This is a genomic window from Natronospira bacteriovora, from assembly GCF_030848495.1.
Taxonomy (GTDB): Bacteria; Pseudomonadota; Gammaproteobacteria; order Natronospirales; family Natronospiraceae; genus Natronospira; species Natronospira bacteriovora.
Map to the genome: position 1 here is coordinate 81,023 of NZ_JAVDDT010000002.1, position 26,401 is coordinate 107,423.

Sequence of the window (26,401 nt, forward strand, 5' to 3'; positions counted from 1 at the left end):
TGCATTTTACTGTCGGTGTCTTCGGCGTTTTCAGTGGTTCCAGGGTTTCGCTCCAGCGCCCAGACTATCCCGTGCACCCTGATAGAATGTCCCCATGAGTGAAGTCAGAATCGATAAGTGGTTGTGGGCGGCGCGCTTCTTCAAGACCCGGTCCATGGCGCAGCAGGCCGTGGCTGGTGGCAAGGTGCATGTGAACGGCCATCGGGTAAAGCCGGCTCATGGACTGAAGATCGGGGATGAGGTGCGTGTCACCAAAGGGCCGCAGCAGTTCGAGCTCGTCGTTCATGGCTTATCCGAGAAGCGCGGCCCGGCAAAGGTGGCCGAGACGCTTTACGAAGAGACCCTGGAGAGCCTCGAGCGGCGGGAGAAAGAATCCGAAATCCGCAAGATGGAACGCCTCGCTCGCCCCATTCCCGAGCGGCGCCCGGACAAGAAACAACGCCGGGTGTTGCGGCGCATGACCGGCAAGGATTGATCCTGTTATTCTCGAAGCGCACAGGCCGACAGGAGTCCCCATGCCGAAACCCCAGACCCCCTTGTTGACGGTGGATGTGGTCATCGAGAAGCCGGATCGCAATGACGGGCGGATCGTGCTCATCGAGCGGCACCATGAACCCCTGGGCTGGGCATTGCCCGGTGGTTTCGTGGACGTGGGTGAGACAGTGGAGCGGGCCGCCATGCGTGAGGTCTGGGAAGAAACCGGCCTGGATGTCCGTCTGGTGGCTTTGCTCGGTGTCTACTCCGATCCCCGCCGGGATCCGCGCGGTCACAATGTCAGCATCACCTATGTCGGTCGTGCCGTGGGTACCCCCCGGGCCGGTGACGACGCTCGGGCCATCCAGCTGGCGGATCCCGCCAAGCCGCCCCCCCTGGCCTTCGACCACGGCCTCATCCTGCACGACTACCTGCGCTGGCGCGACAAGGGCGAATGCGCCCCCGTCCGGCCCCTGCCCGTGCCGGACAAGCCCTGAAAACCTTGTAACCACCGAAGACGCCGAAAACACCGAAGAAGACCCGAAAGATCAAGCACGTAGACAAAGTAAAGCGGCAGTGCTCAAGTGCTTGAACCCTCCATACATCCGGTGTTCTCTGTAGTTGACGGTTTTTCGCCCTTGAATTTCTTCGGTGTTTTCGGCGTCTTCGGTGGTTACAAGGTTTTCGCGGCTAGCCCGGCGCCGGGAAATCGTGGTCGGATTTCGGTATAATGGACGTTTTTTCGCCCCCGGCCATGCGCTCGGGGGCGGCTTCGTATTGTCAAAACTCCAAGGAGCACTCCATGGCTTATCAGCATGTCGTCCTGCCCGAGGGCGGGCAGAAGATCACGCGTGAAAATGGCGAGCTGAAGGTGCCGGACAACCCCATCGTCGGCATGGTGGAAGGTGACGGCATCGGCGTCGACATTAGCCCGGCCTGCCAGAAGGTCTGGGACGCCGCCGTGGAGAAGGCCTATGGCGGCAAGCGCAAGATTCACTGGGCCGAGCTGTACATGGGCGAGAAGGCCGCCGCCAAGTACGACGGTGACTACTTCCCGGCCGAGACCCTGGAAGCCATCAAGGATCTGCGCGTGGCCATCAAGGGCCCGCTGACCACCCCGGTGGGCGAGGGTTTCCGTTCCCTGAACGTGTCCCTGCGCCAGCAGCTGGACCTCTTCGCCTGCGTGCGCCCGGTGAAGTACTACGAGGGCGTGCCCTCGCCGCTGAAAAAGCCGGAAGACATCGACGTGGTGATCTTCCGCGAGAACACCGAAGACGTCTACGCCGGCATCGAATACCAGTCTGGCAGCGACGAGAACAAGAAGCTGTCCGCCTTCCTGCGGGATGAAATGGGCGCCACCTTCTTCGATGACGCCGGTCTGGGCGTGAAGCCCATCAGCCCCTTCGGCTCCAAGCGCCTGGTGCGCAAGGCCATCGAGTGGGCCATCGAGCAGGGCCGCAAGAGCGTGACCCTGGTCCACAAGGGCAACATCATGAAGTTTACCGAGGGTGCCTTCCGCACCTGGGGCTATGAAGTGGCCAAGGAAGAGTTCGGCGACAAGGTCATTACCGAGGACGAGCTGTGGGACAAGTACGATGGCAAGCAGCCGGAAGGCAAGATTGTCATCAAGGATCGCATCGCCGACATCATGTTCCAGCTGATGCTGCTGCGTCCGGACGAATTCGACGTGCTCGCCACCATGAACCTCAATGGCGATTACCTCTCCGACGCCTGTGCCGCGGAAGTGGGTGGTGTGGGTATTGCCCCCGGCGCCAACATCTCCGACGAAGTGGCCGTGTTCGAGGCCACCCACGGTACCGCGCCGAAGCACGCCGGCAAGGACAAGGTGAACCCGGGTTCCCTGCTGTTCTCCGGCACCATGATGCTGGACTACATGGGCTGGACCGAAGCCAGCGAGCTGGTGCAGAAGGCCTACGAGAAGACCGTGGCCGGCAAGACCGTGACCTATGACTTCGCCCGCCAGATGGACGGCGCGAAGGAAGTGAAGACCAGCGAGTTTGCCGATGCCCTGATTGCCAACATGTAATTGGCGTCGGTTTCGAGTCTGTCACAGGAAGCCGCCTTCCCTCCGGGGAGGGCGGCTTTTTTGAGCGCGAATGAATTGATTTGAGCTGCCTTGGTGCTGATGCGGATTTGAGACGCCGCTCTCTCGCTCGTGTCGCCAAACGCGGTGCAAGCAGAAAACCGCTGCAGGAACAAACCCCTGCGTGTCGAATTCCAACAACTGTCGACAGCGGCACGGGCTGTCAGCGGACGCGCATTCCGCTAGAATGGGGGTTTGACCGTTGTCCGGACGATTCGACGCGGCGTGTCGTGCGGAGAGCGGTTTCAATCAGTCTGTCCCGGCATCGGGCTTGTCGGGTTTATCTCAATTAATTCAACACCTTGCGGGAGTCTTATCGTGGCACTACCCGAACGCAGCCAGCCGGCAACCACCCCCTTCGTTTTCGAACGCGGCCGTCCCGCCGTGGACGATTTGCGGGCGGAGATGAACAAGCTGTACCTGGCCGACGAGGCCGAGTGCATGGAGCGTCTGCTGCCCTTGGCGAAGCTGGATGACGCCACCCGCCGACGCATCGTGGCCAAGGCGGAATCCCTGGTGGAAGTGGTGCGCAAGAAGGGTGGCAAGAAGGGCGGAATTTCCGCCTTCATGCAGCAGTACGATCTGTCCTCCCAGGAGGGCGTGGTACTGATGTGCCTGTCCGAGGCCCTGATTCGTGTGCCGGACTCCATCACCGCCGACAAACTCATTCAGGACAAGATCGCCTCCGGCGACTGGCGTTCCCATCTGGGGGAAAGTGATTCCCTCTTCGTCAATGCCTCCACCTGGGGCCTGATGCTTACCGGTGGCGTCGTCAAGGTGGACAAGCGTATCCGCAAGGACGTTTCCGGCTTCATGGGCCGTCTGACTGCCCGTCTGGGCGAGCCCATGATTCGCGCCGCCATGCGCCAGACCATGAAGATCCTGGGTTTCGAGTTTGTCATGGGCCGCACCATCGAAGAGGCCCTCAAGCGGGCTCGCGGCAAGGAACATCGCAGCTACCGTCACAGCTTCGACATGCTGGGCGAAGCGGCCCTGACCTGGGCCGATGCGGATCGCTACTTCGAGGCCTATGCCGATGCCATCGACAAGACTGGCCAGGCGGTGGGCAAGGATGAAACCATCTGGCAGGCCCACAGCATCTCGGTCAAGCTCTCCGCCCTGCATCCGCGTTACGAATATGCCAACCGCGAAGCGGTGCTGGCCGAGCTCACCCCCCGTCTGCTGCGCCTGGCCGAACGCGCCCGGGACGCCGGCATTCAGTTGACGGTGGACGCCGAGGAGGCCGACCGCCTGGATCTGTCCCTGGAAGTCATCGAAGGCGTGTATCGTTCGCCCTCCCTGGAAGGCTGGGAAGGTTTTGGCCTGGCCATTCAGGCCTATCAGAAGCGCTGCATTCGCCTGATCGACTGGCTCAAGGCCCTGACCACCGACGTGGGTCGGCGCATGCCGGTGCGCCTGGTCAAGGGCGCCTATTGGGACAATGAAATCAAATGGGCGCAGATGGAAGGTGAGCACGGCTACCCGGTGTTCACCCGCAAGATCAACACCGACGTGTCCTATCTGGCCTGCGCGAAGAAACTGCTGCAGGAGTGCGACCTGATCTATCCCCAGTTCGCTACCCACAATGCCCATACCCTGGCCAGCATTCTGGAAATGGCCAATGGCAGCACGGATTATGAATTCCAGCGTCTGCATGGCATGGGCGAAGAGCTCTACGGCGAAGTCATGAGCGAGAACGCGGGCATTTCCTGCCGCGTCTATGCCCCGGTGGGCCGGCACAAGGAGCTGCTGCCCTATCTGGTGCGTCGTCTGCTGGAGAATGGTGCCAACACCTCCTTCGTCAATCACATCATGGATCCCAAGGTGCCGGTCAGCCAGATCACCCGTGATCCGGTGGCCGAAGTAGAGAAGCTGACCCAGTTCTCGCACCCGAAGATTGCCCTGCCCAAGGACATGTATCGCGCCTTTGGCCAGGAGCGGGAAAACTCCGCCGGCGTGAACCTGACCGACCCGGACGAACTGACGCCCCTGGCCGAGTCCATGGACAAGGCCATGCAGCAGCACTGGGAGGCCCGGGCCATCATCGGTGGCAAGATTCATGGCGGTGGCAAGGAAGTGCGTGCCACGGATCCCACCGATAATCGGCGTTCCCCGGGTGTGTATTACGAGCCGGAAGAAGACGCCATTCGCGAGGCCATTGATATTGCCCATCGCGCCCAGCCGGCCTGGGACGCCACCCCGGCCACGGAGCGTGCGGCCATCCTGCGCAAGGCGGCGGACCTGTACGAAGAGCACATGGGCGAGCTGATGGCCCTGTGTACCCGTGAAGCGGGCAAGACCATCCCTGACGGGGTGGCGGAAGTGCGCGAAGCGGTGGATTTCCTGCGCTATTACGCCAACCAGTGTGAAGAGAAGTTCGGCGCTGAAATGCCCCTGCCGGGGCCCACCGGCGAAAAGAATACCCTGCGCCTGACGGGCAAGGGCGTGTTCGTCTGCATCAGCCCCTGGAACTTCCCCCTGGCCATCTTCACCGGCCAGGTCACGGCGGCCCTGGCGGCCGGTAATGCCGTCTTGGCCAAGCCGGCCGAGCAGACCTCGCTGATCGGTTCTCTGGCGGTCAAGCTCCTGCACAAGGCCGGCATCCCCGGTGATGTGCTGCATTTCCTGCCCTGTCGCGGCAGCACCATCGGCAAGATCGTGACGCCGGATGAACGCATCAGCGGTGTCGCCTTCACCGGCTCCACCGAGACCGCCCAGCTGGTCAACCGCACCCTGGCCGATCGCAAGGGCGTGATCCCCACCCTGATTGCCGAGACCGGCGGCCAGAACGCCATGATCGTGGACAGCTCGGCCCTGCCGGAACAGGTGGCCGACGACGTGGTGCAGTCGGCCTTTCACAGTGCCGGTCAGCGCTGTTCCGCCCTGCGCGTGCTGTTCCTGCAGGAGGAAATCGCGCCGCGGGTTCTGGATATCCTCAGTGGTTACATGGACACCCTCAAGCTGGGTGATCCGGGCCTGCTGAGTACCGACATCGGCCCGGTGATTGACGAAAAAGCGCTCAAGGGTCTGAAAGAACACGTGGAGTGGATCAAGACCAAGGGCAAGCTGATCAAGGAAGCCCCCCTGGGGCCGGAGTGCGCTCACGGCACCTTCCTGGCACCGGTGGCCATCGAGATTGATGACATTGGCGTGCTGGAGCGGGAACAGTTCGGCCCGGTGCTGCATGTGGTGCGTTACAAGGCCAAGGATCTGGACAAGGTCATCGAGGCGGTGAACAACACCGGTTACGGCCTGACCCTGGGCATTCACACCCGCATTGACAGCGAGGCCGATTACATTCAGCGTCGCATCCGGGTGGGCAATGCCTATGTGAACCGCAACATGGTGGGCGCCGTGGTGGGCGTACAGCCCTTTGGTGGCCAGGGCCTCTCCGGCACCGGCCCCAAGGCCGGCGGCCCCCACTACATGCTGCGTTTTGCCAATGAGCGTACCCTGACCATCAACACCGCCGCCGTCGGCGGCAACGCCAGCCTGCTGGCCTTGTCGGACGACTAAGGCACGTGAACAGTGAACAGATGAAAGTGAACAGTGGGCCGTGCTCTCGAAAATGCTATACCGATTCAGCGGGATTTCTGCACGCTCTTGGTTCCGGTTGGTAACGGCCATTCAGAAAACAGTGGGCAGTTGAGTGGGCAGGGCCCGCTGTTCACTGGGAACTGTTCACTTTCATCTCAAAAACGGAGTTTTCATCGTGGCAGTCAGCGTCTTTGACATGTTCAAGATCGGGATCGGGCCGTCCAGCTCCCATACCGTGGGACCCATGCGGGCGGCTCTGGCTTTTTGTGAGGACATGGTGGAGAAGGGCGTGCTGGAGGATGCCAGCGATGTGGTGGTCAAGCTATACGGTTCCCTGGCCCTGACCGGTGTGGGCCACGGCACGGACAAGGCCGTGATCCTGGGTCTGCTGGGCGAGACGCCGAGGGAGGTAAATCCGGACGCCATCGAGGGCATGCTGGATCAGGTCAAGGGCGACCGGCGTATTGCTCTGATGGGCCGGCATGAAATCGATTTCGATCCGGCGGTGAAGATTGAATTCCACAACGATGAACGCCTGCCTCGTCATTCCAACGGCATGGGCATGGTGGCCTTCGACGCGAATGGTCAGTTGCTCCACGAAGAGATCTTCTACTCCATTGGCGGTGGTTTCATCGTGCGTGAGCATGAGGATGACGGCGATGGGGATGCCGATGAAAGTTCCCGCATCCCCCATCCTTTCAGTACCGCGGAAGACCTGCTGGGCGAATGCCGTCGGCATAAGGTTTCCATCTGGCAGCTGATGCTGGAGAACGAGAAGACCTGGCGTGAAGAAGCCACGGTTTGCGAAGAGCTTCTGGCGATCTGGCAGGTAATGCAGGAATGCACCCAGCGCGGGTTCCGGGTGGAAGGCAATCTGCCCGGGGGGCTGGAAGTACGACGCCGTGCGCCCAGGCTCTATCGTGAACTGCAGGAACAGAATGCCGATGAGCATCTGGACCTGCTTGACTGGGTCAACGTCTTCGCCCTGGCCGTGAACGAAGAGAATGCAGCGGGCGGCCAGGTGGTCACTGCACCCACCAATGGTGCTGCCGGCATCATTCCGGCCGTGCTGCATTATTACAATCGTTTTGTTGACGATGCCTCGGAGGAGGGTGTGATCCGCTTCCTGCTGACGGCCGGTGCCATCGGCATTCTCTACAAGAAGAACGCCGGCATATCCGGGGCGGAAATGGGCTGTCAGGGCGAGGTCGGCGTGGCCTGTTCCATGGCTGCGGCAGGTCTTACCGAAGCCATCGGCGGCAGTCTCGAACAAGTGGAGAATGCAGCCGAGATCGGCATGGAACACAACCTGGGACTGACCTGTGATCCGGTGGGCGGACTGGTGCAGATTCCCTGCATCGAGCGCAATGCCATGGGCGCACTCAAGGCCATCAACGCCTCGCGCATGGCCATGCGCGGCGATGGGCAGCACAAGGTCTCCCTGGATCAGGTCATCCGCACCATGCGCCAGACCGGCGAAGACATGAAGTCCATTTACAAGGAAACCTCCCTGGGCGGGCTGGCTGTCAATGTTCCGGAATGTTGACCTCCGCCTGACAGGCCTGCTTCCACTTTTCTTCCTGCTTCTGGGCTGCGGCCATACCGCCCAGCCGGACCAGGTGCCCACTCGGGGCCAGCTGTCCGACCAGGACATCATGGTGCCGCTGGACAGGGAGATCGCCCGCTACTACGTGGAGGATTATCCGGCGGAGCATCCGGAGGGCTGGCACGAGCGTTTGCAGTCCTATGACGAGATCATTGGCAGCGGGCGCATGGATCAGCGCTTCCTGGCCGATGTGGCCGAGCGATATGATTCAGTGGACCTGGCCGCCCTGATGTTCATGCGCCATGTTTTCGAGGATCAGACCAACCGTGAATGGCAGGCCTGTCTCGGCCGGGTTTCCCGTGATCTGCGACTGGGCGACCGCAACAACCTGCCATCCCTGGAGCCGGATGCGAACGACTGGAAAGTGGTCTTCATGCCCGGTTGGCTCTACAAGGATCACGCCCACACGGAAGCGGATTTTTCTCGTACTCGCCGGGCGCTGGATTCCATTGGCTTTCCCTACCGTTTTGTCGAAACACCGCAGGATGGCACGGTGGAAGAGAATGCGCAGGTGCTGGCTGACGTTCTGCGCGAGTATGACGGCCGGGCCCAACAGCTGATTCTCGTCAGTGCCAGCAAGTCGGCGGCCGAGGTGCATTGGGCCCTGGGGCATTTGCTTGAGCCGGAAGAAACGGAAGCGGTTGCGGCCTGGATCAATGCCGGAGGGGTGATCGGCGGCACGCCGCTGGCGGATCATTGGTCCCGCTTTCCTCGAAACCTCTTTGCCCGTTCCGTTTTCCTCTGGAAAGGCTGGTCCTTCGCCAGCCTGAAGTCATTGAGAACGGAAGACAGTCAGGCCCGTCTTGAACAGGCCCGTCTGCCCGACCACGTCCTGGTGGTGAATTACGTCGCCGTGCCCATGGGTTATCAGGTCTCCCAGGCCGCCCGCAATCGTTACCAGCTTCTGAGTCGGCAAGGGCCCAGTGACGGTCTCGCCCCCCTCTGGCACAGCAAGATGCCCGGCGGTGTGACCCTGGTCGAGTTGGGTGCCGACCATTATTTCCTGACCGTGGACATCAGTAACCGAACATTGGCGCTGACGGAGATGGTCCTGGCCTGGCTGGCGTCCGGTCAATGCCCGGATGCCCCGGCGAACGCTTCCGACTTCGTGGTGTAGGATCCGGCACCACGCGCCCGGATCAAGGGCTGGCCGGAGCCTCGCGGGAGGACGAATCCCGTCGGCGTTGAGCGCGAACGGATTAATCGGAGGTTCCGTGAGCTGAAATCTCCGGGAAATGCTTTAGACTGAGTGATATGGAGCCCATGAATCGCCAGTCTGGAGAATGCAGCCGCAGCCGGGAGTGGCCGCCGGTGCATTCCGTGCTGATACCGTGACGGGGGGCAGGGTATTGCTATTGCTCAAGGGCGGTTTCCAGACTCTGCCCAGGAATCTCGTCCTCGGCTTGATTCTGGGGGGCATGTTGCTTGTCAGCCTGGGCGCCTGGCGCCTGGCGCTTGATGCAGAGCGGGTGGAGCTGCAGAGTGAGCTCCACGCACGCCTGGGGGATATCAGCCGCGAGATTGAAACCCAGATGGGGCGGTATTTTTCCCTGCTCCGTGCCGGCAGTGCGACGCTGGCATTGATCGATGATCTGGAAGCCTCTGACTGGGAGCGATTCGTCGCCGGCCTGTCGCTTGCGCGTCACTATCCGAATATTACCAGCCTGCATTACATCACCCGGGTACCGCGCGACCAGGCAGACAGCTTCGAAGCGAACATGCGAGCCGGTGCCTACCCGGAATTTCGCATCCGCAGTGAATCCAGCCTGGGTTATTTCTGCGTACTCACCCACTCGGCCCTGGATACCGGGGCCGCACGCGGTTTCGATGCCTGCCAGAATCCGACACCCCGGGCGCTTCTGGCGGCTGCGACCCAACAGGCTACACCGCTCATCTCCGGGCGCCTGGTATTCACTCCGGCAGATCGGCCCGGTGCCATCGGTGATCCCATCGACGATGCGGGTTTCATACTCGTTGTGCCGGTGTACTCAGCCGCGTCCATGGCGCGTGGTGTGCCCAGCGGCTGGCTCGGGATTGTCTTGCGTGTCGACGCTGCATTTCGGGAGTTGGGTGACTGGCACGGTGATTATCATCTGCGGGTCGTGGATATCAGCGACGATGCCGCAGGTAGTGTGATCATTGACACCAATCCCGCCGAGCAACGGGGTTATCGGATCGAAGCCAGTCAATCTCTCCCGCTGGGCAACCGGGATTGGCTCATTCAACTGTCCCATCATCATTCGGCCAGCTTGTTCCCATGGACTGTTCTCGCTTCCGGTCTTTCCATCAGTTTTCTGCTTTTCTTTCTCTTTCGGGGAAATTATCTCACCCGCTCCCGGGCTGAAGCCCTGGCGGATCAAATGACCCGTGCCTACCGTGAAAGCGAACGCCGAAGGCAGCGGACCGAAGAGATTTCCCTGATCATGGTGACTCACCTTGATGCTGACGGTCTCTGGCTCAAGGTACCACCACGCCTGCCAGAGCTCCTTGACCTGTCAGAGGCGGAGCTGCTTGGCCGTCCAGCGCGGGATTCGGTCTATCCGCTGGATGTCTCCATTCTGGACGAGGCAATGTCCCACCTGCTTGACGGGAAGGAGGAGTCTGCTCAGATCGAGCTCCGATTGCAGTCACAGTCGGGTCGGGCAGTCTGGGTGGAGATGAGTCTTTCCAGCGTTGCCGCTCACGACGGTCAGCCCAGGTATTTTCTGGCGTTCCTTCAGGATGTGAGCGAGCGCAAGCAGTGGGAGCAGGAGCTGGAGAATCGGGATCGCCTGCTGGAAGCAATCTCAAGGAGCCTGGATGATCTGATTGCGCCGGGCCAGTTCGGCCCGTCCGTCAACAAGGCACTGGAGACCATTGCCGAAGCCATGGATGTGGATCGTGCCTACATCTTTACCAACCATCCTCATTCCACCAGTGGCTTGCCCGCCCATAGCATGCGCTATGAGTGGGTGCGGGAGGGGATTACCGCCGAGATCGAGAACCCCCGCATGCAGAATCTTCCCTATGCGGATTTCCCCGAGTTCTGGTATGACCGCCTCAATACCGGAAGACCGGTCATTGCCCGGCCTCGGGAGCTGTCCGGCGAGGCCCGGGCACTGCTGGAGGCACAGAGCATCCAGTCTCTACTGCTGGTGCCCATCATGATGCGGGGAGGTTTTTTCGGTTTTGTTGGTCTGGATGATTGTCGTAGCGAGCGCCTGTGGCCTGACAGCCAGCTCACTGCATTGCTGGCCGCTGCCGCCAGTCTGGGTAATGCCTTTGAGCGCCAGGAAACCGAAGAGGCGCTCGAGCATAACCGACGTCTACTGAGTTCCATCACCGACAATATCTCGGAAGGAATCTACCGCAGCACGCCAGCGGGGCATTTGGAGTACGTGAACTCGGCTCTGGCGGGCATGTTCGGTTACGACAGCCCGGAAGAGATGATGCGGGTACCCGCACCCATTCATTATGTGTCGCCGGGGCGTCGCCGTGAGCTCCAGCAGCTGGTCACCGAACAGGGAGGTTACCGGGATGAGGAGGTGGAGTTCCTGCGGCGGGATGGCTCCCGTTTCGTAGCACTGAACAGTGCGGTGGCCATCCATGATGAAGTAGAAGGTGTCACGTACCTGGACGGTGTGATTTCCGACATCACAGAGCGCAAGGAAGCTGAAAAGAAGATCAATTATCTGGCCCATTACGACACCTTGACGGGCCTTCCCAACCGTACCTTGTTGCGGGATCGCATGGAACAGGCCATCGCCAAGGCCAGACGCGACAATACCTATCTTGCGGTTCTGTTCATTGATCTTGACCGCTTCAAGAACGTCAATGATTCCCTGGGGCATGCGGTGGGTGATCGCCTGCTGGAGGAAGTTGCTCGACGCCTGAAGCGGGATACCCGTGCCGAAGATACCGTCAGTCGACAGGGCGGGGATGAATTCATCGTACTCTTGCCGGGCATCGAGGAAGCCAACCGGGCGGCACAGGTGGCCACCAAACTCCTGAGCAGCCTCGGCCAGCCCTACCGGGTGGGCAATCATGAATTGCATGTCACCCCCAGTATCGGCATCAGTCTCTATCCCAATGATGCCGAAGATCTGGATGAGCTGATCCGCAATGCCGACGCGGCCATGTACCAGGCCAAGGAGCGTGGTCGTTACAACTTCCAGTTCTTTACCCACGATCTGAGTATTCAGGCCTGGGAACGACTGTCCCTGGAAAACCAGTTGCGCCGGGCCATCCAGCGCAATGAATTCGTGTTGTATTACCAGCCCCAGGTAAGCCTGGAAACGGGAGAGATCGTGGGAGTGGAGGCACTGGTGCGCTGGCGGCATGAAGGGCGGTTGATCTCCCCCGCGGTATTCATTCCCGTGGCCGAGCAGACCGGCATGATCATCGAGATTGGTGACTGGGTTCTGCATGAGGCCTGTCAGCAAATGCGTAGCTGGATGGACGAAGGTCTGGCTTCTTTGCCCATTTCAGTCAACCTGTCCGCGCTGCAGTTTCGCCGTCGTGATATCCGCTCTCATATCCAGGAAGCACTGACGGCAACCGGCCTGCCGCCGGATTTGCTGGAGCTGGAATTGACCGAAAGCACGGTGATGGAAGAAGTGGAAGAAAGCGTGCGCATGCTCGGCCAGCTCAGTCGCCTGGGTGTTGGCCTCTGCATTGATGATTTCGGTACCGGATATTCCAGTCTGAGCTATCTCAAGCGCTTCCCCATCGACAAGCTCAAGATTGACCAGTCATTCGTATCCGATATTCCCGATGATTCGGATGATGCTGCCATTACCGGCGCCGTGATCGATCTCGGGCATAACCTCAATCTGCGAATCTGTGCGGAAGGGGTGGAGACAAGGGAGCAGCTTCATTTCCTGCGCGACCGCGGCTGTCAGGAAATGCAGGGCTTTCTGTTCAGCCGGCCCATTCCGGCCAGCGCCATGGCGGATATGCTGCGGGAGCAGGCCCGTCTGGATGTGGCCTCCTGACGCGGATCTCAGTCCAGAATGTCGGCGATTTCGTCAAAGCCCTGATCAACGGCAATTTCCGCAGCTCGCAAGCCCTTCTGGTTGCGCATTTCCCGGTTGGCGCCGTGGTCGATCAGCAATTCGATCATTTCGATCTGCCCGGTGGCGGCGGCGGCCATCAGTGAGGTCAGTCCATCACCCTGGCGCGCATCCACAAAGGCGCCCGCATCCAGCAGCAGTTCCGCACTTTCCAGACTGGCGCCGGCAATGGCGGCATGCAGTGGCGTGAAGGCCAGGGGATTCTCACTGACATGGTCGGGCGCCGCCCCCCTTTCCAGCAACAGCGCCGTCGCCTCCGCTTGATCGAATCGGGCGGCAAAGTGCAGCGGCGTCATGCCGTCAGCACTGACGTGCATGGCGGCATCGGGATCCATTTCCAGACTGCGCTCGATATGACCACACAGACCCAGCGCCGCCGCCTCGAAGATGTCCAGCCCGTCGCGATGATCGGCGATGGCCCGTGCCAGACGGCGCTGGCCGGTGTACAGCGCCAGCATGAGTGCGCTGACGCCGGCATCCGTTCGTGTATCCGCCAGTGCCGGGTTCGCGGCGAGCAGCGAGGACAGCGTTTCACTGTCGCGAGCCTGGATCGCCTGTACGACGGCTTCTTCCTGCGGGCTCATGGCATCTCCCCGAAAAGTGTGATCAGGGCATAGTATCGGCAATTTGGCTTTGAGCCGAAACCGGGCGACAAAAAAGCCCCGCCGGAGCGGGGCTTTTCCGAAAGACGATTGGGTCTTTCGCGAGCCTTTTATCCGTGGCTACGGATTAAAGGGCGCCACGTTCTTCCAGCATGGTGGTGACCTGCTCGCGCACTTCGGCGTCGGCATTCACGGCCATGGCCACCTGCTGGTACTCCTCGATGCTCAGGCCGCTGTCTTCGATGGCGGCCGTCATGGCGTCATTGGCTTCCTGCTGCAGTTCCTGGGCTTCTTCCTGACTATCGGCTTCCTGCAGTCGCGCCGTGTATTCCTCGCGCACTTCACTCACGGCAACGTAGGCGTCCACGAAGGCATTGATCTGCTCATCGCTGACATCCGGCGCTTCCTGCTGCTGGGGCATGGGCTGGGCCTGTTGCTGACCCTGGGCCATGGCCATGGGGGCAGCGAGGAAGGCGGCGGTCATGAAAGAAATGAGTACGTTACGGATCTTCATGGTTTTCTCCTGTTCAGAGTACAAGGACATTGATTCGCATTTATTCGATGCAGGCAGCGTGCCAAGACCGCCGAATCGGGGAATGTTTTGTAACGCATTGAAATTCATGAAAGTAAGGTGAATTGGAGTCTGCCGCCGTTTTTGCATGGGTTTGTTTTGGGTGTCACAATATTGGACATGACACGTCCTGCGACAATTTGGATGCTCCCATGAAGCTGCTTTCACGCTTCCCGCGACATTTCGGACTCAGCCTTCGTGTGCGCCTGCTGCTGGGAATCGTGTTTCCCCTGCTGCTGGCCGTGCTGCTGACCATGACGGTGGTGCTGGCCACCATCGAGCAGCGGGCGGAGCAGCGCATGCAACAGGATATCGAACTGATCGCCCAGGCGATTCAGCTGCCGGTCAGTTACAGCATGGAACGTGATCGCCGTGGCTCCGTTCACCAGGCACTGGAATCGGTCTTTCAGCTGGATCAGGTCTACGGGGCCTATGTCTATGACGCTGAAGGGGCACAGATTGCCGCGGTGGGCGCCGTCCGGCCTCGCCAGGAACCTGAAATCGTCCAGGACATCACCGTGACCGGAGAGGACGAAACCGGGCAGTATGAGGAGATTGACGGTCGCGACGTCTATTCCCATTACGTTGCCCTTACGGATGAAGCAACCGGCCAGATCATCGGCTGGCTGCAGGTAACCCGCCGCGCCAGCGATTTCGAGGAGCATCTGCAACAGATCCAGCAACAAATGGCTCTGGGGCTGGCCGGCGGCACCTTGCTGGTGATTCTTCTGGTGCTGTTTGGTCACCACCGAGCCGTCGGGCATCATCTCGGCCGTTTGAGTGACACCATGGCCCGCATTGAACGGGGTCAGCGCGGTGTGCGCGCCGAACCAGACGGCCCGCGGGAATTGTCGCAGCTGGCCACGGCCCTCAATACCATGCTGGACGCCATCGAGCAGGCCGAGCAGGAAATTCAGCAGCGGCGAAATACCCAGCTGGAACTGGAAGAGCGCTTGCGTCATTCCGAGAAACTGGCCGCCATCGGTCGCCTGGCCGCCGGGATTGCCCATGAGCTGGGTGCGCCACTGTCAGTAGTGGATGGCCGTGCCCGCCGGGTATTGAAACTGGATGGAATCGATCAATCGGCCCGCGGCAACCTGGAGGATATTCGGGGCGAAGTGCAGCGCATGAGCCATATCGTCCGGCAGCTGCTGGACTTCGGTCGTGCCTCGAGTCGGGAGCGGCGTTCAGTCTCCAGTGCCCAGCTGGCGAGTACGGCCCGGGGGCAGGTTCAGGAGCTGGCCGTCGAGCGATCCGTGAAGTTGGCGGTATCCGGGGAGGAGCCCGCGCCCGAACTGGTGGTGGACCCCATTCGTATCGAGCAGGTGCTGGTCAATCTCCTGCGCAATGGCATACAGGCCAATGGCGTGAAGCGGATGGAATTGAATTGGATGAGCCACGCGAACGGTGTGGAGTTCCAGGTTCATGATGATGGTGAGGGGGTGGCATCCGCGGATCGAACCCGCCTGTTCGAACCCTTCTTTACCACCAAGACCGTGGGGGAAGGGACGGGCCTGGGCCTGGCCGTGGCGCATGGCATCATCAGTGAGCATCGTGGCTGGATTACCGTGGAAGACAGTCCGCTCGGCGGGGCCTGTTTCCGTTTCTGGCTGCCCTTTGAATCCCCCGAGTTGCCGGTCAATGACGACACTGAAACCGAACAGACCGAGGAAAAGGCATGAGTGATGCCCCGGAACGTATTCTGGTGGTCGAAGACGACCCCTCATTGTCGCGTCTGATGGACGAGGAGTTGAGCGAAGCCGGGCATGATGTGCAGTGCGTGGATACGGCCGAGAAAGCCGTACCGGTGCTCAAGGAGTGGAATCCGGCACTGGTGCTGAGTGATCTTCGCCTGCCCGGCGCTGATGGCATGAACCTGTTACGGGAGGCCCGTAGTGTCTCCGTGCCTCCCGCCTTCGTGATCCTGACCGCTTTCGGCAGCATCGAGCAGGCGGTGGAGGCACTCAAGGCCGGTGCCGACGAGTTCCTGACCAAGCCCATCGATATCGACCATCTACTCCTGAGTACCCAGCGGGTATTGGAGAACCGTCGCCTGCGCACCGAAGTCCAGCGTTTCCGTGAAGTATTCAGTGGCGATGACTTTCACGGCATGGTGGGTGAAAGCCCGGCTATGCGGCAGCTCTATGAAGAGATTCAGAGTGTTGCCGTGGCCAGTGGCCCGGTGCTTGTCGTGGGTGAGAGCGGCACCGGCAAGGAGCTGGTGGCGCGGGCCATTCACCAGGAAAGTGATCGCCGTGATGGTCCCTTTCTGGCCGTGAACTGCGCCGGCATTCCTGCGGATCTGCTGGAAAGCGAGTTTTTCGGCCACATGGCCGGCGCCTTTACCGGTGCCGTCAAGAAACACGAGGGGATCTTTGCGCGTGCCGATGGTGGCACCCTGCTGCTGGACGAGATCGGTGAAATGCCCATGAATCTGCAGGCCAAGCTGTTGCGGGTCTTGCAGGAAGGTGTCATCCGGCCGGTGGGTGGCGAGGCAGACATCAATGTGGATGTTCGTATTGTGGCGGCCACCAACCGTGATCTGGAGCAAGGGGTGGCCGACGGAGACTTCCGCGAGGATCTTTTCTATCGCATGGAAACCTTCTCCCTGCATGTGCCGCCGCTGCGGGATCGGGAACGGGACCTGGAGATGCTGGCCATTCGTTTCATGCGCCGTTTCAGTCTGGAACAGGGGCGCCAGATCAACGGGTTTTCCGATGAAGCCCTGGAAAGCCTTCAGGCCTATCCCTTTCCGGGCAATGTACGTGAGCTGCAGAACGCCATCGAGCGGGCGGTCACCTTCTGCCGGGGCGATACTGTCCAGCGCGAACATCTTCCGACCCGTCTGCGCAATCACCGCAATACCGGCGGGGCCGAAGGGCAGGGCGTCCGCGCGGGTCTGATGGAGAAGCTCAGTACCGGCCAGGCCCTGCCCACCCTGGAAGAACTCGAGCGGCGCTATATCGAGCACGTCCTGAGTCAGGTGGACGGCAACAAGCGCCGCGCGGCAGGCATCCTGGGCGTCAGTCGCCAGACCCTGTACCGCAAACTGGATTGAGGGTCATTCCGGCCCGTAATCGTAGTCGTAATCGTAATCGGCTTTCTCGCACCCTGGCTAAAGGCCGATTACGACTACGAGACAACCCCTTCTCCCCTTGCCCTCTCCGAATTACTGTATATACTGACAGTAACTGTCGGAATATACAGTCCCGGAGGTGGGCAATGAGCGAATTGACAGCACGTCAGGCGGAGGTACTCGAGCTGATCCGCCAGGTGATCGAGAATACCGGCCGGCCGCCGACCCGGGCCGAGATTGCCGAACATCTCGGCTTCAGCTCGGCCAATGCGGCGGAAACCCATCTGCGGGCCCTGGCGCGCAAGGGCGTGATCGAGCTCTCGCCGGGCTCTTCCCGGGGCATTCGTCTGGTGGAAGAGGAAGAACCGGGGCTGCCCGTGGTCGGGCGGGTCGCGGCCGGTACCCCCATTCTCGCCGAAGAGCATGTGGAGACCCGCTATCGGATGGATCCGGAAGTCTTTCAGCCCCGTGCCCATTACCTGCTGCAGGTGAAGGGCATGAGCATGAAGGATGCCGGCATCTTCGAGGGTGACCTGGTGGCCGTGCACCGGGCCACGGATGTGCGCAACGGCCAGATCGTGGTCGCCCGCCTGGATGATGAAGTCACCGTGAAGCGTTTCCGTCAGCGGGGGCGCCAGATCTGGCTGCTGCCGGAGAACGAGGAATTCGAGCCCATCGAGGTGGACCTGGCAACCCAGAGCCTGGTGCTGGAAGGCGTGGTGGTAGGCGTCATCCGCAACGGGCGTATTCAGTGAGGTAGGGAAGCACGGGTGGACTCCCGGCTGCACGCTTCCGCGTCTGTGGACTGCAGCTCCTGCGTTGCAGCACTTGCCCGTAGCGCTGCTACTGTGCGGCGTGCTGCGCCTTGGATCAGCAGCCCACAGACGCGGAATCGCACAGTCGGGAGCCCACCCGTGCTTCCAGCCGGTGATCTCTTTTCGGGGATGTAGCGTGTCGGGGCTGGATGAGCTGTTGCGGGATCCGCGGGTCTTTCGGCCGCGGCGGGGCGGGGCATCGCTGACGCCAAGCCAGGCGACCGGTTTTGCCGCCCTGGATGCCCTGCTGCCTGGCGGCGGTTGGCCCCGGGGGGCGCTGGTGGAACTGCTGGGCGATGAGCAGGGCATAGGCGAGCTGCGCCTTTTGCTGCCGGCCTTGTGCGAATGCCAACGGCAGGGGCAGTGGCTGCTCTGGGTTTCACCGCCTTATCTGCCCTATGCGCCGGCCCTGAGAGCGCACGGGTTGGCGCCCCATCGTTGCGTGATTACCCGCCCCGAAGGCGTGGAAGAACAGGTCTGGACACTGGAGCAGGGCCTGCGCTCCGGTGCCTGTGGCGCCGTGCTGGGCTGGCCTCGACAGCTTTCAGGTCGTCATGTCCGGCGTCTTCAGCTGGCCGCGGAATCCACCCGGAGCCTGGCCTTCCTGTTTCGTCCGGGGGCCATGGCCATTCAGCGATCGCCGGCGGCCCTGCGGCTGGCCCTGAGTGGCCAGCCGGAAGGATTGGGGGTCGAGTTGATCAAGTCGCGTGGAGCGGCGGTCGGGCAGCGCATCTCGCTGCCGCTGTAGAGCCGTCGCGCCGGCCATTGGCGGAGTGTACTGGCAATGACCCTGCCCCTGTTTCCCGAACTGGACCCCGGAACAGATGCAGCGCGAGCCAAGACGCTGCCGGCTCTGTCCCTGGCTCGCCCGACGCCGCGTCCGCTCCGGCGCCGGCCACCGTTGCTCTGGCTGTGTCTGCACTTTCCCGATCTGATCCTGGAGGCCCTTGAGCCTTCGCAAGCGCAGCCCTGTCTTGTCGTGGACGGGGAGGGCGGTTCGGCCCGTGTGGTGGCCGCGGACCATCAGGCCTGCTCCGCCGGTGTTCGGATTGGCATGCGCCTGTCGGCGGCCCTGGCCTGCGTGGACCTTCCCTGCCTCTTGCGGCGAAAGCCGGTCATGGAGCGGGACTGCCTGTATGCGGCGGCGGATGCGGCCATGGCCTTCAGTGACCGGGTCAGTCTGTTGCCGGGGGAGGGGCTGCTGCTGGAAGTGCGCGGCAGCCTGCGGCTCTTTGGGGGTCTGGATATCCTGCGTGAACAGTTGCTGCAGCGTCTGCGTGAGAGGGGGCATCGCTGCCACTGGGCGGTTGCTCCCACGCCACTGGCCGCGGAGTGGCTGTGTCGTGCGGCTCCGGCTTCGGAGGTGACCTCCCTGTCCGAATTGTCCGCTCGTCTGGGTACGCTGCCCCTTGCCTGCATGCAACTGCCGCCTGAGCCCTTGGCGCAGCTCAGCGGCATGGGCCTGCGCCGGATGGAGGATCTCTTTCGTCTGCCCCGGGCCGGGCTCAGCCGTCGTTGGGGGCCGGCCTTGTGTCATTCCCTGGACCGGGCACTGGGACGTGTACCCGATCCACGGCCCTGCTGGCGGGGGGCCATACGTTTCCATGCCCGGGATGAGCTGCCCCGGGAATCGGACAAGCGTTCCTTTCTGCTTCGATTTCTGAGGCGTCAGCTGGAATCGCTGCTGCGTTTTCTTCGGCGCCACGACAGCCAGATCGCCTGGCTGCAGTGTCGCTTTCATCATCATCGGGCTCCGACCACGGTGGTGGAGATACAGCTGCTCGCCGCCGTGGCCACGGTGGATGAACTGTCAACGCTGCTGGAGATTCGCCTGGAAAGCATTCGTTTCCCGGAGCCGGTGCTGGTAGTGGAGATCGTGACCGCCCCCCTGCGGGCCCGGCAGGTGGCCAGCCATGCCCTGTTTCCCGGGGTGGCGGATGCCGGCCGCGAGCAGCGTCTGCTGGAGCGCCTGCGTACGCGCCTGGGCCCGGAGCGGGTCTTTGCCATGGCCAGTTTCCCCGAACACCGGCCGGAAGCCAGCTGGCGGGTTGCCGAGCCAGGACCGGAAGCCAGTGACTATGCGCGCCCTGATCGCCCTCTCTGGTTGCTGCCTCGGCCAAGGCCTCTGTCCAGGCCCGAGTGTTTCCGGCCCCTCGCCGGGCCGGAACGCATTGAAACCGGCTGGTGGGAAGGCAGGGACATTCAGAGAGACTATTATCGGGTCATGGATGCGCAGGGGCATGAAGCCTGGGTGTTTCGTGACCGCCGATTGAAACGCTGGTTTCTGCATGGCCTGTTTGCCTGACCAGGCCAGCAGAAAACGACAGACAGGGAGACGATGCTTGAAGCCCCACAATCGACTGTTTCTGGTTCTGATATTGCTCTGCATGGGCGCCTGCGCCAGCTACCAGGGCCATATCGGTGATCGGCGCCCTCTCGATCTCGTTGCCTTCGATACGCTTGAACCCCAGGTCTATACACCCCCGCACTGGCCACAGGCACTGGAAGCCCGCGTTCGGATTCCCCGCACCCAGGGCCCGCACCCGGCCGTCCTTCTGGTGCATGGGGGCGGTTGGCAGCGGGGCTCACCCGGCAGCATGGAGGGCATTGCCCGCCGCCTGGCCCGCCAGGGGCTTGTCACCGTCAACGTGGATTATCGTTTTGCCCCGGCGCATCGCTTTCCGGCACAGCTCCATGACCTGCAGCTGGCCATGCACTGGCTCCACGAGCAGGCGGATGAGCTCGACATTAATCCGAACCGTATCGCTGCCTTCGGCTTTTCCTCCGGCGGCCACCTGGTCAGCCTGCTGACCGTAGTGGCCGGGCAGGGCGGGGAGCTGGACCAGCAATGGGGCGGGCCGCGCACCCGCCCGGCGGCGGTGGTACTGGGCGGAAGTCCCAGCGATCTGCGTCTCTGGGAGGATGGGCGCTTAGTGGTGGATTTTCTTGGTGGTACCCGGGCGGAAATGCCGGAGACTTACGCTCAGGCCTCACCGCTGGTGCATGTCCACGACAATGGTCTGCCGCCTTTCTTCCTGTTCCATGCCACCCGGGATCGCATTGTTTCCCCGGAGCATTCGGAACAGTTTCACGCCCGGCTCCAGGAAAAGGGGGTGCCGAGCGAACTTCACTACCAGTGCTGTCGTGGTCACTTCAGTGGTTTCATCTTCCGCCGAGTGGCCATGATGGAGCTGGAGGCCTTCCTGCTTCGGGAACTGGCCGGGCCCTGATCAGTCGCGGCGTTCGTAATCGCCTTCGAGGGTGCGCCGGCCTTTGTCACCGCTTTGCCCCCGGTGTTGCTGCCAGGCCGGCCCCACGGTGACGTTCATGCGCGCCAGACTGCGGCGGATGAGCGTCCGCCGCAGGGGCGGCAGCAGGAGCAGAAAGCCGAACAGATCCGTGGCAAAACCCGGTGTCAGCAGCAGCAGGCCGGCCAGTGCCAGGGCAACACCTTCCAGCATCTCCAGTGCCGGCGCCATGCCCTGCTCCATGTTGCGCCGTGCACGCATCAGCGTGCCCAGGCCCTGCAGGCGGATCAGCCCAGCCCCCAGCACTGCCGTGAGCACACACAGCAGGATCGTGGGCAGGGCGCCCAGGGACTGGCCCACCTGGATGAGAATATAGAGTTCAAACAGGGGAACCCCGACAAACAGCAGCAGAAGGATGAAAGGCAAGGCAGACCTCACGATGGGCAGAATGGATTGATTCAAAGTTTCTATACACTGGTGGCGCTTCTACAGGAGTTCAAGGCTTTTCATGGAACCTTCCCGGCAATCAGTCTGGTGGCTTTATCTTCTCGATTGCGACGGTCGCCTGTATACCGGCGTTACCACCGACGTGGACCGGCGTCTGTCCGAGCACCGACAGGGCCAATCCCGTGGCGCCCGCTTCACTCGCGGCGCCGGGCGAATCGAGCTCGTCTATCAGATCGCGCTCAATGATCGTAGCGAGGCCTTGCGTGCCGAGGCCCGTCTGCGGCGCCTGCGACGTCCGGAGAAGCTGGCCGTCGTTGAGGCGGATTTGGGGCGTGTCGCGTTGTTGGCGCGGCTTGGTCTTGGTTGAGGGGGCTTCGATGGGGGTGTGAATCTTTCCAGATCGGTGGAGGGTTTGGCTTCGGATAGGCGCTGGACCCTTCGGCGACGGTAACGGGGCGTCTCGGCCTGGGGTCAGTCGGGGGCTTTGCAGGGACGCCGTGAGGGCCCCTACCTTCGCCCCCAACGAACCCGCGACCGCACGTATTTCGTCTCTCGTGCGGCGCGCCGAGCGTGGTGTAGCCGCTGTGCTACATAAGCGAGGCGCAACAAAGCGAGAGACGAAATACGTGCGGTCCCTCCGGGTTCACAGTGAGATCCGCCGCTCCGGTGTTGCAGTGCTTGCCCGTAGTCGAACTACTGTGCTGCGCACTGCGCCTTGGAGCGACGAATCTCACTGTGAACGCGGGTTCGTTGGGGGCGAAGGTAGGGGCCTAATCCCTGGAGGCTCTGGTCGCGACGTCCTGTCGCTCACAGCCCTGCAAAGCCCCCGACTGACCCCAGGCCTAATGTTGGGTGGTGTCACCTTTGCCGTGCCTGCGGAAAGCAACGTTCAGGCTTTAACTTGAAGAGCCGTTCCTCAAAGCCGCGTGCACTGCCGCCTGAACACAACCCTCGGTTGGCACCAGCGAGGTGACACCCTCCTAGAGGAGGTCCTGTATCGGGTGGGCTTGCTCAGGGCTGTGAGCGACATGGATGTCGCGACCAGAGCCTCCAGGGATGGATTTACGGCGTCCCTGAGCAAGCCCACCCGATACAGGACCGGAACGCCCCCCGTCACCGACTTAGAAGGGTCCAAACCTCATCGAAGCCATACCCCATCACCAAGACCAAAGGGCCCAACGCCGACGGAAGCCATCCACCCCGAAAACACCACCCCAGATATCTTGCGATCAACAGCAATACTGTGTTTTTATACAGTCCCTATAAGCCGGGTACTGCCCCATGCCCTACGCCGAACTCCATTGCCTGAGCAACTTCAGCTTCCTGCGCGGGGCCTCCCACGCCGGGGAACTGGTAGCGCGTGCGGCGGAGCTGGGGTATCGGGCTCTGGCCATCACCGACGAGTGCTCGGTGGCCGGTGCAGTGCGGGCCCACCAGGCAGCCCGGCAGCAGGGTCTGCCCCTGATTCATGGCAGTGAATTCCGTCTCGACGACGGTCTGCGTTTCGTCGCCCTGGTCAGTGACCGTCGGGCCTGGGCCCGGCTGTGTGCCCTGATCACCACCGGCCGGCGGGCGGCAGGGAAGGGCAGTTACCACCTCACGCGCAAGGATGTGATGGAGAACGGCCTGGCGGGCTGCCTCATCCTGTGGCTGCCCGGGCAGACAGCGGAAGAGGGCGAACTGGCCTGGCTGCGACAGCATTTTCACGACCGCCTGTGGATCACCGTGGAGCTGCTGGCGGAGGGGGATGATCGTCGGCGATGTGATGCCCTCATGGCGCTGGGAGAGTCCAGCGGTGTGCCCTGCGTGGCGGCGGGGGATGTGCACATGCACCTGCGGGAACGCCGGACCCTGCAGGATACCCTGACGGCCCTGCGTCATCGTGTTCCCCTGGCCGATGCCGGCCTGGCCCTCTTTCCCAGTGGCGAGCGGCATCTGCGCCCCCTGAGTCGCCTGGCCCGCCTTTATCCCGCCGCTCTGATGGAAGAGACCGTGCGCATCGTCCGGCGCTGCGCCTTCAGCCTGGCGGAACTGCGTTACGAGTATCCGGCCGAGCTGGTGCCTGAGGGCGAAACAGCAGCCAGTTACCTGCGCAAGCGTGTACTGTCGGGCATGCAGCGGCGCTGGCCCCGGGGCGTGGCGTTTCGCCTGAAGCGCCAGATCGTGCGTGAACTCCAGCTCATTCATGAAATGGCCTATGAACCTTTCTTTCTCACCGTGGATGATGTCGTCGCCTTTGCCCGCTCCCGCGGCATTCTCTGCCAGGGGCGGGGGTCGGCCGCCAATTCCGTGGTCTGTTTCTGTCTCGGCATCACCGAGGTGGACCCGGCGCGCATGAACGTGCTGTTCGAACGCTTCATCTCGAAGGAACGAGGTGAGCCACCGGATATCGACGTGGATTTCGAACACGAACGCCGCGAAGAAGTCATCCAGTACATCTACGGCAAGTATGGGCGGGCCCGTGCCGCGCTGGCGGCCACGGTGATTGCCTATCGCCCGCGTTCCGCCGTGCGCGATGTGGGGCGGGCGCTGGGGCTGGATTCGGCCCGGCTGGATCGTCTGGCCTCTGCCTTCCAGTGGTGGGATGGTCTCAAGGCCCGGCGGGAAAGACTGCAGGAAGCCGGGGAAGACCCGGACAATCCGGTGATTCGTCGACTGATGGTGCTGGTCAACACCCTGATCGGCTTTCCCCGGCATCTGTCCCAGCATGTGGGCGGCTTCGTCATTTCCGACGGGCCGCTGCATGAACTGGTGCCGGTGGAGAATGCGGCCATGTCGGATCGCACCGTGATCCAGTGGGACAAGGATGATCTGGAAGCGCTGGGGCTGCTCAAGGTGGATATTCTGGCCCTGGGCATGCTCACGGCCATTCGCCGCTGCTTTGCACTGATCGGGCAATGGTCCGGTCATCACTGGGAGCTGGCCGATATCCCGGCCGAGGACGGCCGGGTCTATGACATGCTCTGCCGGGCGGACACCATGGGCGTCTTCCAGATCGAGTCCCGCGCCCAGATGGCCATGCTGCCCCGCTTGCGGCCTCGCACCTTCTACGATCTGGTCATCGAGGTGGCCATTGTGCGCCCGGGCCCCATCCAGGGCGACATGGTGCACCCTTACCTCAGTCGACGCTGTGGCGAAGAGCCGGTGGACTACCCCAGCCCGGAAGTGAAGGCCGTGCTGGAGCGCACGCTGGGGGTTCCCATCTTCCAGGAGCAGGTCATGCAGCTGGCCATCGTGGCCGCCGGTTTCAGCCCCGGGGAGGCCGACCAGCTGCGACGCTCCATGGCCGCCTGGAAGAAGCGCGGTGGCCTGGGGCATTTCGAGGATCGTCTCATCAACGGCATGCGCGAACGGGGTTACAGCGAGGATTTTGCCCGCCGGGTCTTCAAGCAGATTCAGGGTTTTGGCGAATACGGTTTTCCCGAATCCCATTCCGCCAGCTTTGCCCTGCTGGTGTACGTCTCGGCCTGGCTCAAGTGCCATGAACCGGCTGCCTTCTGTGCGGCGCTGCTCAACAGCCAGCCCATGGGGTTCTACGCCCCGGCCCAGCTGGTCCGTGATGCCCGGGAGCACGGCGTGACGGTGTATCCGGTGGATGTGCGTCACAGTCAGTGGGAATGCACCCTGGAACCCGATGAAGACGGTGCCCCGGCCCTGCGACTGGGCCTCAACCGGATCAAGGGCCTGGCCCGGGAGGTGGGGGAAAGGGTGGCAAGGGTCATGACGGCCGTGGACGGTGCGATCGGCAGTGTGGATGAGCTCCGGCACCGGGCCGGGCTGGATCGGCGGGCGGTGGATGCCCTGGCGGATGCCGGGGCTCTGGCTTCACTGGCCGGTCACCGTCACCGGGCCCGCTGGGCAGCGGCCGGCATTGAAGCGCCCACCCCCCTGTTTGCCTCAGGTGCCGTGGCGGAAGCGGAACCCATGCTGAGAAAACCCCGTGAAGGGGAGGACCTGCTGGCCGATTACGGGCGCCTGGGCCTGAGTCTCGGGCGGCACCCCCTGGCCCTGCTGCGGGATCGCCTGGAAGGCTGGCAGACCGCGGCCGACCTCTGGCAATGCCCCGCCGACAGTCCGGTATTGACCGGCGGGCTGGTGATCAATCGCCAGCGCCCGGGCAGTGCCCGGGGGGTGACCTTCATGACCCTGGAAGATGAAACGGGCAACATCAACCTCATCTGCTGGCGCCGGCTGGCGGAACAGTATCGCCCCGTGGTGCTCAATGCCCGCCTGCTCATGGTGGTCGGCACGGTACAGCGGGAGCATGGTGTCCAGCATGTCATTGCCCGCCACCTGGAGGACTGGGGCCATCTGCTTGGACGCCTCATGCACCGCTCACGGGATTTTCGCTGACGTTCGTCGGCTTTTCCATCAGGACAGCTTTTCTTCACCCATTTGGGTGAGGTGGTTTCTGGTTTATTCCCATAAGCTTTTCCTCAAGCGGAGCGAACTCCGCCCCGTCTTGGGTGTGTTTGACATAAAACATGAGGGCTCTGGTTATGACAAAACGATATCCGTGGTTGCTTCTGCTCCCGCTTTTGCTGCTGGGGTTGGCCTTGACCGGTTGTCTTGGCGATGACGACGATGACGGTGGTTCCTCCCATACGCTGACGGTTCAGAACAACAGCTCCCACACCGTCTGGTACCTCTACGTTTCACCGGTCACGGACGATTACTGGGGGAGTGATGTGCTCGGGAGCAGTGTGATTTCCCCAGGCGGCAGCTTCGACCATGAAGTCCGCAATTGTGGACAGAATCATGACATGCGTGCGGAGGACAGTGGCAGCGGCTTCTGGCAACGCTGGGATGTGGCCATGCCCTGTGATTCATCCAGTACCTGGACATTGGTGGACTGAGACGTTTGTGAGTC

General features: G+C 62.2%; 18 protein-coding genes and 1 pseudogene. 16 read left to right on the plus strand and 3 right to left on the minus strand.

Annotated elements, in window-relative coordinates:
- Positions 1 to 94 precede the first annotated feature (94 nt).
- From RBH19_RS03150 to RBH19_RS03180, 7 genes and pseudogenes are all read left to right on the plus strand, one after another.
- Positions 95 to 475, plus strand: a complete 381-nt coding sequence (locus RBH19_RS03150; protein ID WP_306727368.1) for an Hsp15 family ribosome-associated heat shock protein — start codon at positions 95 to 97, stop codon at positions 473 to 475.
- A gap of 40 nt (positions 476 to 515) precedes the next feature.
- Positions 516 to 971 carry an NUDIX domain-containing protein gene (locus tag RBH19_RS03155; RefSeq protein WP_306727369.1) on the plus strand — a complete coding sequence of 152 codons (456 nt, stop codon included), beginning with the start codon at positions 516 to 518 and terminating at the stop codon, positions 969 to 971.
- Positions 972 to 1,276: 305 nt separating this feature from the next.
- Positions 1,277 to 2,518, plus strand: a pseudogene (icd, locus tag RBH19_RS03160) (isocitrate dehydrogenase (NADP(+))); the annotation flags it as partial.
- Positions 2,519 to 2,896: 378 nt separating this feature from the next.
- On the plus strand, positions 2,897 to 6,094 hold the full coding sequence (gene putA / locus RBH19_RS03165) for a bifunctional proline dehydrogenase/L-glutamate gamma-semialdehyde dehydrogenase PutA (protein WP_306727371.1): 3,198 nt from the start codon (positions 2,897 to 2,899) through the stop codon (positions 6,092 to 6,094).
- 196 nt (positions 6,095 to 6,290) lie between these two features.
- A complete protein-coding gene (locus RBH19_RS03170; protein ID WP_306727372.1) occupies positions 6,291 to 7,661 on the plus strand; it encodes an L-serine ammonia-lyase in 1,371 nt (456 codons plus the stop codon).
- Positions 7,645 to 8,838 carry a hypothetical protein gene (locus RBH19_RS03175; protein ID WP_306727373.1) on the plus strand — a complete coding sequence of 398 codons (1,194 nt, stop codon included), beginning with the start codon at positions 7,645 to 7,647 and terminating at the stop codon, positions 8,836 to 8,838. Before RBH19_RS03170 ends, RBH19_RS03175 begins: the two co-directional genes overlap by 17 nt.
- A gap of 166 nt (positions 8,839 to 9,004) precedes the next feature.
- Complete coding sequence (locus RBH19_RS03180; protein WP_306727374.1) at positions 9,005 to 12,694, plus strand: bifunctional diguanylate cyclase/phosphodiesterase; 3,690 nt, start codon at positions 9,005 to 9,007, stop codon at positions 12,692 to 12,694.
- A gap of 8 nt (positions 12,695 to 12,702) precedes the next feature.
- Here RBH19_RS03180 and RBH19_RS03185 read toward each other — a convergent pair whose 3' ends face one another.
- Positions 12,703 to 13,356 carry an ankyrin repeat domain-containing protein gene (locus RBH19_RS03185; protein ID WP_306727375.1) on the minus strand — a complete coding sequence of 218 codons (654 nt, stop codon included), beginning with the start codon at positions 13,354 to 13,356 and terminating at the stop codon, positions 12,703 to 12,705.
- A gap of 145 nt (positions 13,357 to 13,501) precedes the next feature.
- Positions 13,502 to 13,888: a DUF4168 domain-containing protein gene (locus RBH19_RS03190; RefSeq protein WP_306727376.1), complete on the minus strand. Its 387-nt coding sequence runs from the start codon at positions 13,886 to 13,888 to the stop codon at positions 13,502 to 13,504.
- Positions 13,889 to 14,097: 209 nt separating this feature from the next.
- Here RBH19_RS03190 and RBH19_RS03195 point away from each other — a divergent pair, with 209 nt between their 5' ends.
- From RBH19_RS03195 to RBH19_RS03220, 6 genes are all read left to right on the plus strand, one after another.
- Complete coding sequence (locus RBH19_RS03195) at positions 14,098 to 15,627, plus strand: sensor histidine kinase (RefSeq protein ID WP_306727377.1); 1,530 nt, start codon at positions 14,098 to 14,100, stop codon at positions 15,625 to 15,627.
- Positions 15,624 to 17,003 carry a sigma-54-dependent transcriptional regulator gene (locus RBH19_RS03200; protein ID WP_306727378.1) on the plus strand — a complete coding sequence of 460 codons (1,380 nt, stop codon included), beginning with the start codon at positions 15,624 to 15,626 and terminating at the stop codon, positions 17,001 to 17,003. The genes RBH19_RS03195 and RBH19_RS03200 overlap by 4 nt, the downstream gene beginning before the upstream one ends.
- Before the next feature lie 164 nt (positions 17,004 to 17,167).
- Positions 17,168 to 17,776 carry a transcriptional repressor LexA gene (gene lexA / locus RBH19_RS03205; RefSeq protein ID WP_306727379.1) on the plus strand — a complete coding sequence of 203 codons (609 nt, stop codon included), beginning with the start codon at positions 17,168 to 17,170 and terminating at the stop codon, positions 17,774 to 17,776.
- Positions 17,777 to 17,972: 196 nt separating this feature from the next.
- Positions 17,973 to 18,584, plus strand: coding sequence for a translesion DNA synthesis-associated protein ImuA (gene imuA / locus RBH19_RS03210; RefSeq protein ID WP_306727380.1), 612 nt, complete (start codon positions 17,973 to 17,975; stop codon positions 18,582 to 18,584).
- Positions 18,585 to 18,620: 36 nt separating this feature from the next.
- Complete coding sequence (locus tag RBH19_RS03215) at positions 18,621 to 20,141, plus strand: Y-family DNA polymerase (protein WP_306727381.1); 1,521 nt, start codon at positions 18,621 to 18,623, stop codon at positions 20,139 to 20,141.
- Positions 20,142 to 20,178: 37 nt separating this feature from the next.
- Complete coding sequence (locus RBH19_RS03220) at positions 20,179 to 21,066, plus strand: alpha/beta hydrolase (RefSeq protein WP_306727382.1); 888 nt, start codon at positions 20,179 to 20,181, stop codon at positions 21,064 to 21,066.
- Here the strand turns inward: RBH19_RS03220 and RBH19_RS03225 are convergent, their stop codons facing one another.
- A complete protein-coding gene (locus RBH19_RS03225) occupies positions 21,067 to 21,510 on the minus strand; it encodes an FxsA family protein (protein ID WP_306727383.1) in 444 nt (147 codons plus the stop codon).
- A gap of 82 nt (positions 21,511 to 21,592) precedes the next feature.
- Here RBH19_RS03225 and RBH19_RS03230 point away from each other — a divergent pair, with 82 nt between their 5' ends.
- The 3 genes from RBH19_RS03230 to RBH19_RS03240 all read left to right on the plus strand — a co-directional run bounded on the left by RBH19_RS03230 (position 21,593) and on the right by RBH19_RS03240 (position 26,387).
- Complete coding sequence (locus RBH19_RS03230; RefSeq protein ID WP_306727384.1) at positions 21,593 to 21,898, plus strand: GIY-YIG nuclease family protein; 306 nt, start codon at positions 21,593 to 21,595, stop codon at positions 21,896 to 21,898.
- A gap of 914 nt (positions 21,899 to 22,812) precedes the next feature.
- Entirely contained in the window at positions 22,813 to 25,884 is a 3,072-nt protein-coding gene (locus RBH19_RS03235; RefSeq protein ID WP_306727385.1) for an error-prone DNA polymerase, read from the plus strand.
- A gap of 146 nt (positions 25,885 to 26,030) precedes the next feature.
- Positions 26,031 to 26,387, plus strand: coding sequence for a hypothetical protein (locus RBH19_RS03240; protein WP_306727386.1), 357 nt, complete (start codon positions 26,031 to 26,033; stop codon positions 26,385 to 26,387).
- Positions 26,388 to 26,401 lie beyond the last annotated feature (14 nt).